Annotated in this window: 5 protein-coding genes; 1 reads left to right on the forward strand and 4 read right to left on the reverse strand. The window is 41.4% G+C overall.

The window, feature by feature from the left end; all coding sequences use genetic code 11:
- Nucleotides 1-378: 378 nt before the first annotated feature.
- The 4 genes from ACUVXA_RS14570 to ACUVXA_RS14585 all read right to left on the reverse strand — a co-directional run bounded on the left by ACUVXA_RS14570 (nucleotide 379) and on the right by ACUVXA_RS14585 (nucleotide 4,460).
- Nucleotides 379-1,683, reverse strand: coding sequence for a phenylacetate--CoA ligase family protein (locus tag ACUVXA_RS14570; protein WP_445872008.1), 1,305 nt, complete (start codon nucleotides 1,681-1,683; stop codon nucleotides 379-381).
- Between the two features lie 92 nt (nucleotides 1,684-1,775).
- Nucleotides 1,776-3,017 (reverse strand): acetyl-CoA C-acetyltransferase, encoded by a 1,242-nt coding sequence (locus tag ACUVXA_RS14575; protein ID WP_445872009.1) that lies wholly within the window; start codon nucleotides 3,015-3,017, stop codon nucleotides 1,776-1,778.
- A gap of 204 nt (nucleotides 3,018-3,221) precedes the next feature.
- Nucleotides 3,222-4,265, reverse strand: coding sequence for an acetyl-CoA C-acyltransferase (locus ACUVXA_RS14580; protein ID WP_445872010.1), 1,044 nt, complete (start codon nucleotides 4,263-4,265; stop codon nucleotides 3,222-3,224).
- Complete coding sequence (locus ACUVXA_RS14585; RefSeq protein WP_445872011.1) at nucleotides 4,266-4,460, reverse strand: hypothetical protein; 195 nt, start codon at nucleotides 4,458-4,460, stop codon at nucleotides 4,266-4,268.
- A gap of 411 nt (nucleotides 4,461-4,871) precedes the next feature.
- Between ACUVXA_RS14585 and ACUVXA_RS14590 the strand changes: the two genes are divergently transcribed.
- Nucleotides 4,872-6,059: a sensor histidine kinase gene (locus ACUVXA_RS14590; protein ID WP_445872012.1), complete on the forward strand. Its 1,188-nt coding sequence runs from the start codon at nucleotides 4,872-4,874 to the stop codon at nucleotides 6,057-6,059.
- The last annotated feature ends 21 nt before the right edge of the window (nucleotides 6,060-6,080 follow it).

The following is a 6,080-nucleotide window of genomic DNA, read 5'->3' on the forward strand; positions in this document are numbered from 1 at the left end:
GATTGCCGGCTTGGTTCTCGTGGGCAGGGTTGTAGCCTTGTATTGGACGTCTCTGTGGATGTTTAGGTTCACGATTAAAGTCTAAGAATGGTATTATTTATCATTAAATCTTTCTACTGCTGTAAACCCTAAGAGCGATAATAAAGGAAGCCGGACTGACTGTTGATGAGTTCGTAAAACTACTCTGAACCCGAAGTCTTAAGCATAAACGAGTATTTCGGCTTGAGATATTTAACTACTTTTTCGTATCTTTTGTTTTCCTTATAATTAACTCTTGTTTAAACAGATATAATAAAACTAAAACTTTAGAGTGTTATCAGCTAAGCAACAACTAAAAATAAATCTTTGAAGGTGCTTAATAATGATGTTAAATGTTTTTTATTCCATTTTCCTTAGGTCTACTATTTTCTCCTTTGATTCTGTTATAGAACCTTTTTGCAATAATTCCACGACAGCCTTGACTCTGAGGGCTTCTTTGAATTCCTTTTCCAATTCTTTTTTAGCTTTCTCCAAATTTTTTGGTAGAGTTTCTCCCGTGCCTTCAAACTCTATTCTTATTGTTAGAACATCAGATAGATGGGGCCTATCAACAAGCGCTTCATAGTTTCCTAGTTCCGGGTGTTTATTAATCACACTTTTAATGTTTGCAGGGTGCACGAACATACCTTTGACCTTTACCAACTGGTCCACTCTTCCCAGTATCTTCCTCAACTTGGGCGAAGTTCTTCCACAAGAACACTTCTCCTCGCTGAGAATGGTGGCATCACCGGTTCTGAATCTTATAATTGGGCTTGCTAGTTTATGGGGCATGGTGCAAGTAATTTCTCCTTCCTCTCCCGGTGCTACCTGTTCCAGTGTGTTGGGATCAATTATCTCCATTATCATAGATTCTTCGATGTGCATTCCTCTCTCCTCGGGACATTCTCTGGCCACAGTTCCCAAGTCTGCGGTTCCGAAAAGCTGGCGTGCAATAATCCCAAAAGTATCCCTAAGAGATTTCCTCAAACTATCAGGTAGGGGTTCTGCGGAGAAAATACCTAGTTCCAATTTAAGGTCGCCTTTGGGTTCGATTCCTCCGTTCTTGGCCTCTTCTCCAATCATTGCCAGAAAAGAGGGGGTTCCTGTGAAAACCGTTACTCCGAGGTCTCTCATTATTATTGCTTGGTAGGCAGTTTGTCCCACACCGGTGGGAACCACGGTGCAACCCAAGCGTCTGAAACCTAGGTGTATGTTTAGTCCGGCGGGAACCATGTGGTACATAAAGGTGTTCAATACTATGTCTCCCGGTCTGGCTCCGCAGGAATAGAACGCTTTACACCTTGCATTAAGCATCGCCTCCGCTTCCTCTGCCACTACGCCTTCGAAGATCGGCCCCGGTGAGATGAAGATTTCGGAGAGTTTATTGATGGGAACGGTTAGATTGTTTCCAAAGGGAGGATTTTTCCTCTGAGCCTCCTGTAGTTCCGGTTTCCGCAAGAAAGGAATTTTTTTTATGTCTTCAAATGTTTTTATGTCTTCTGCGGTTAAGCCAGCTTTCCTGTATCTTTCATGGTAAAATGGAGAGTTGTGATATGCGTGTTTGAAAACTCTAACCAAATTTTTCTCGTCGCGTTGTCTCTTCTCTTCTTTTGTCAAGGTTTCCTCTTGGGGGTTCCACATTCCGTGATTTCGATCAATGGACAAATGAACTCCTCCTTTTAGAAACAGGTGATTAACAATAGAAAAAAAATCGGAATATAAAAAAAGAGTGGTAAAAAAACAGGGGGATTTAGGGTCTATACACGTTCGATTATTGTTGCTCCTCCCTGTCCGCCGCCTCCACAGAGCGTAGCGCATCCATATTTTGCATCCTCAATTTCTAGTATTCTCGCTAGTGTTCCGGTAAGCCTTACACCAGTGGAACCTAAGGGGTGTCCGATTGCTATTGCTCCTCCTCTCGTGTTAACTTTTTCCATGTCCAGCCCCAGTGCTTTGATTGCGTAGAGTGTTACTATGGCGAAGGCCTCGTTTATCTCCCAGAAGTCTATATCCTTAACTTTTAGTCCAGCATGTTTTAGAGCCATATTTGTCGCTGGTACTGGCCCCTCGCCCATCACGCTGGGGTCTACACCAGCCCAGCCCATGGAAACTATTTTAGCCATGGGTTCCAGGCCATATTCTTTCATCTTCTTCTTGGACATTAGAAGCATCGAGGTGGCTCCAGCGTTAAGCGGTGAGGAGTTGCCTGCAGTGATGACTCCATCGGGTTTGAATACCGGTTTGAGCTGCTCTACTGCTTCTAGGGTGGTGTCGGCTCTTATGGATTGGTCAGCGTCCATTATTTGCTTGCTTCCGTCGGGCATTTCCGCCTCCACCGGCATTATTTCGCCTTCCTGTCGGCCTTTGGGATAGCCTTGTCCGTTGGTGAAGTATCCTTCCTCCTGGGCTTTTGCGGCGAGCAGGTGGCTTCTCACTCCAAATTCGTCCATTTCTTTTCTTGTCCAATTGTATTTGTCCTTGTATTTTGCGAATAGTTTTTCTGCGGTTAAACCCATACTCATTGCAGTGAACAAGTCATATTTTTCTATAAATTCGGGCTTCATGAGTGTGGGGCTTACCCCTAGGTGTGGATTGAGGTCTAGTTGCATTGGCAGGTGAGTCATGTGTTCCATTCCATTGGCGAATACTATGTCAGAGTATCCTAGCATTATTTCCATGATTCCTTGGTGCATTGCTGACATGGCTGAAATGCACACCCGGTCAATTGCCTGGGCTGGGACGTTTATCGGGAGTCCTGCGAGTAGATTAACTACTCTACCTCCGTACATCCAGTTTTCCTTCATTTGCATGGTGCAGCCCGTAAGTACATCCCCGATTTCCTTAGGGTTTATACCAGTTCTCTTAATTATTTTGTTGATAAGCATAGCCACAACATCTGACATGTAAACTTTGTTAAATACATCTTTTTCGGGAGCAGTAGGCCTTGACCTAGAGAATGGAGACCTGAGATAATCTACTATATAAACTTCCTCTACCAAAGTATAACCTCCAAAATTTTTTCCCTCACTCTAATTGTTATGAGGTAGTAGTATATAACTATTTGTTAAAATATTTCGAATATTTAAAAATACTGTAAAATTTTATTCAGGGAATATTATGCAGTAAATTATTTGAAGAAATTAATTAAAAGGGAGAATGGTTAATAGACGAATAAACAGACAAGAAAAAAGAAAAGCTAATTATTAGTTTTCTATAATTATTGCTCCTCCTTGCCCGCCGCCTCCACAGATTGCGGCACAACCGTATCTTGCCTCCTTGATTCTTAGTATTCTCGCCAATGTTCCGGTGACTCTTCCTCCTGATGCACCTAAGGGGTGACCGAGTGCAAGTGCATCTCCTTTGATGTTAACCCGATCTGAATCTATTCCCAATTTTTTAATTATTAAGAGTACTACTACGGAATATGATTCGTTTATCTCCCAATAATCTATGTCCTTAGCCTCTAAGCCAGCGTGTTTTAATGCCTTGCGAGAGGCGTATAATGGTCCTTCACCCATAGTGCTGGGATCGACGCCCACCCAGCCCATCGAAACAATTTTTGCCATAGGCTCAAGACCATACTGCACCATTTTTTTCTTCGACATTAGGAGCAATGCTACTGCCCCGGAGTTGAGGGGGGAGCTGTTTGCTGCATTAATCGCTCCGTCGGTTTTACATGAGGGAGGAAGTTTCTCAATTTTTTCCAGTGTGCAGTCTGGTCTTATGGACTGATCGGAGTTTAATACCTGATTGGTTCCGTCAGGCAGCTTCACTTCAACGGGTATTATTTCTCCTTCTTTCCAATTGTTCGAGTACCCTACACCGTTTATGAAGTAGCCTTCTCTAAGAGCTTTGGTTGCGAGGCGATGGCTTCTCAGACCCCACTCATCGAAGTCCTTCCTAGTCCAGCCCAATTCGTCTCTGTACTTAGCATAGAGCTTCTCCGCTGTTAAGCACACATCCATTACAGTTGTCAAATCGTATTTTTCCACGGTTTCCGATTTAAACAATGAAGGACTTATTCCCAAGTGTGGGTTTAACTCCATTTGTATGGGTAGATGGGTTAAGTGTTCCATTCCACAAGCAAAGACTATATCCGAGTAGCCCAGCATTATCTCCATTGCTCCCTGGTGTATTGCTGACATTGATGAAATGCACACTCGGTCTATGGCCTGCGCGGGAACGCTTACCGGAAGTCCTGCAAGAAAGTTAATTACTCTTCCTCCATAAGTCCAGTTTTCCTTCATCTACATAGTGCAGCCCGTTAGCACATCCCCAATTTCGTCGGGATTAATACCGGTTCGCTCAATTATTCTCTTAACAAGCAGAGCGGTGATATCGGGCATGTAAACGTTGTTAAACAGATCTATTTCTGGATTCTCAGGTCTTGCCCTTGCAAAAGGAGATCGAAGATAATCCGCAATGTAAACTTCTTCCACCAAGCTACTTCCTCCGATAAGTATGTATGGGAATCCTTTAATTTAGAACTAGCTGAATACACTAAACAATGAAAAAAAATATTATAAACTAAAAGTTCTTTCAGAAACTAAAACGGCTTTCCAGTTATAATCTTCATAGCTTCTGTTTTTTTCAGTTATTAAGATTTCTAAACGAAAATAGAATTGTAGATTGAGCCCGAGTTTGATTATTAAGAAAAAGGGTAGAGGAAAGTTTTCTAATTTTTTCTGGAAATATTTTAGACAAAACTACATTCCCGAAATTATCTCAAAAAAAGTGCCCAATTACGTTAAGAGAGAACTTATCTTTTTCTACCAGTATACAAATATAAAGAATGTGGGAGATGTAAAACATATAATTGCGATTAACTGATTAAAATAATGGGCTGAAATAAAATGGAAGAAAGGAAGAGGAGCAAAACCAAATCTCTCAAAAAACCGGAAAGCATGTACAAGAGAGAGCTGACTCTCGCAGAAACCAATCAATTTCTAAGCGCCATTCTAGACCATACTCCCATATTGATTGCTTACATGGATTCGCAATTTAACTTCATTAGAGTCAACCGTGCCTATGCGGAGGCGGATGAACGAGAAGTATCGTTCTTTCCAGGCAAGAACCATTTTGTATTGTATCCTAACGAGGAGAACGAGACGATCTTTCGGCGAGTGGTGGAAACTGGTGAACCCTACTTTGCTGAAGCTAAACCGTTCGAGTACGCCGAGCACCCAGAAAGGGGTGTATCGTATTGGGATTGGAGCTTGATACCAATTAAAGGTCCCGAAGGTGTTGTAGAGGGGCTGGTTTTAACATTGCAGGATGTCACCGAGGAAAAGATTGCGAAAGAAAAATTGAAAAAGTCCGAAGAACAGTATCGAAATGCTTACAATCTAGTAAATTTTTACAAGGATTTGTTTGCCCACGACATGAACAATATACTCCAGAGCATCATCTTGTCAGCAGATTTCTATTCTAGATACCGAAACAATGCCGAGATGTTAAAAGAGTTAGGAGATATTGCACAGGTCGTTAGCCATCACGCTGAAAGAGGAGCTAAACTAATTTCAAATGTCATAAAGTTAACGAGATTAGATGAAGCTGAAGCTGAATTAAGACCCATTGAGATTTTTGAAGTGTTAAATAGATCGGTGGAAAACACGGTAAGCGGCTTTAAAGAAAGAAATGTCAACATAGAAATTGAAGGATTATCTGAAGATACGAAAATATATGGTAACGAACTTTTAATCGATATATTTGATAATATTCTTAACAACGCTGTAAAGTACAACGACAACGATAATGAAGTTAAAGTTGACATCAAAATTTCCAAAATACGAGAAGACAACACGCAATACCTGAAATTTGAGTTTAAAGATTACGGAATAGGCATACCCAAAGAAAGAAAGAAAACATTGTTCAACGGGTTGCACACCGAAGATATAAGCAAACGAGGAATGGGCATAGGATTATCCCTTGTTAAAAAAATCGTGGACAAGTACGGCGGTAAAATATGGGTCGAAGACCGAATAAAGGGAGACTATAAGAAAGGAAGCAATTTCATAATATTACTAAAAGAAGCCCAGTAACCATCCCTGAATTTTAAAAAA

The sequence above is a fragment of the Candidatus Jordarchaeum sp. genome (genome assembly GCF_052745115.1).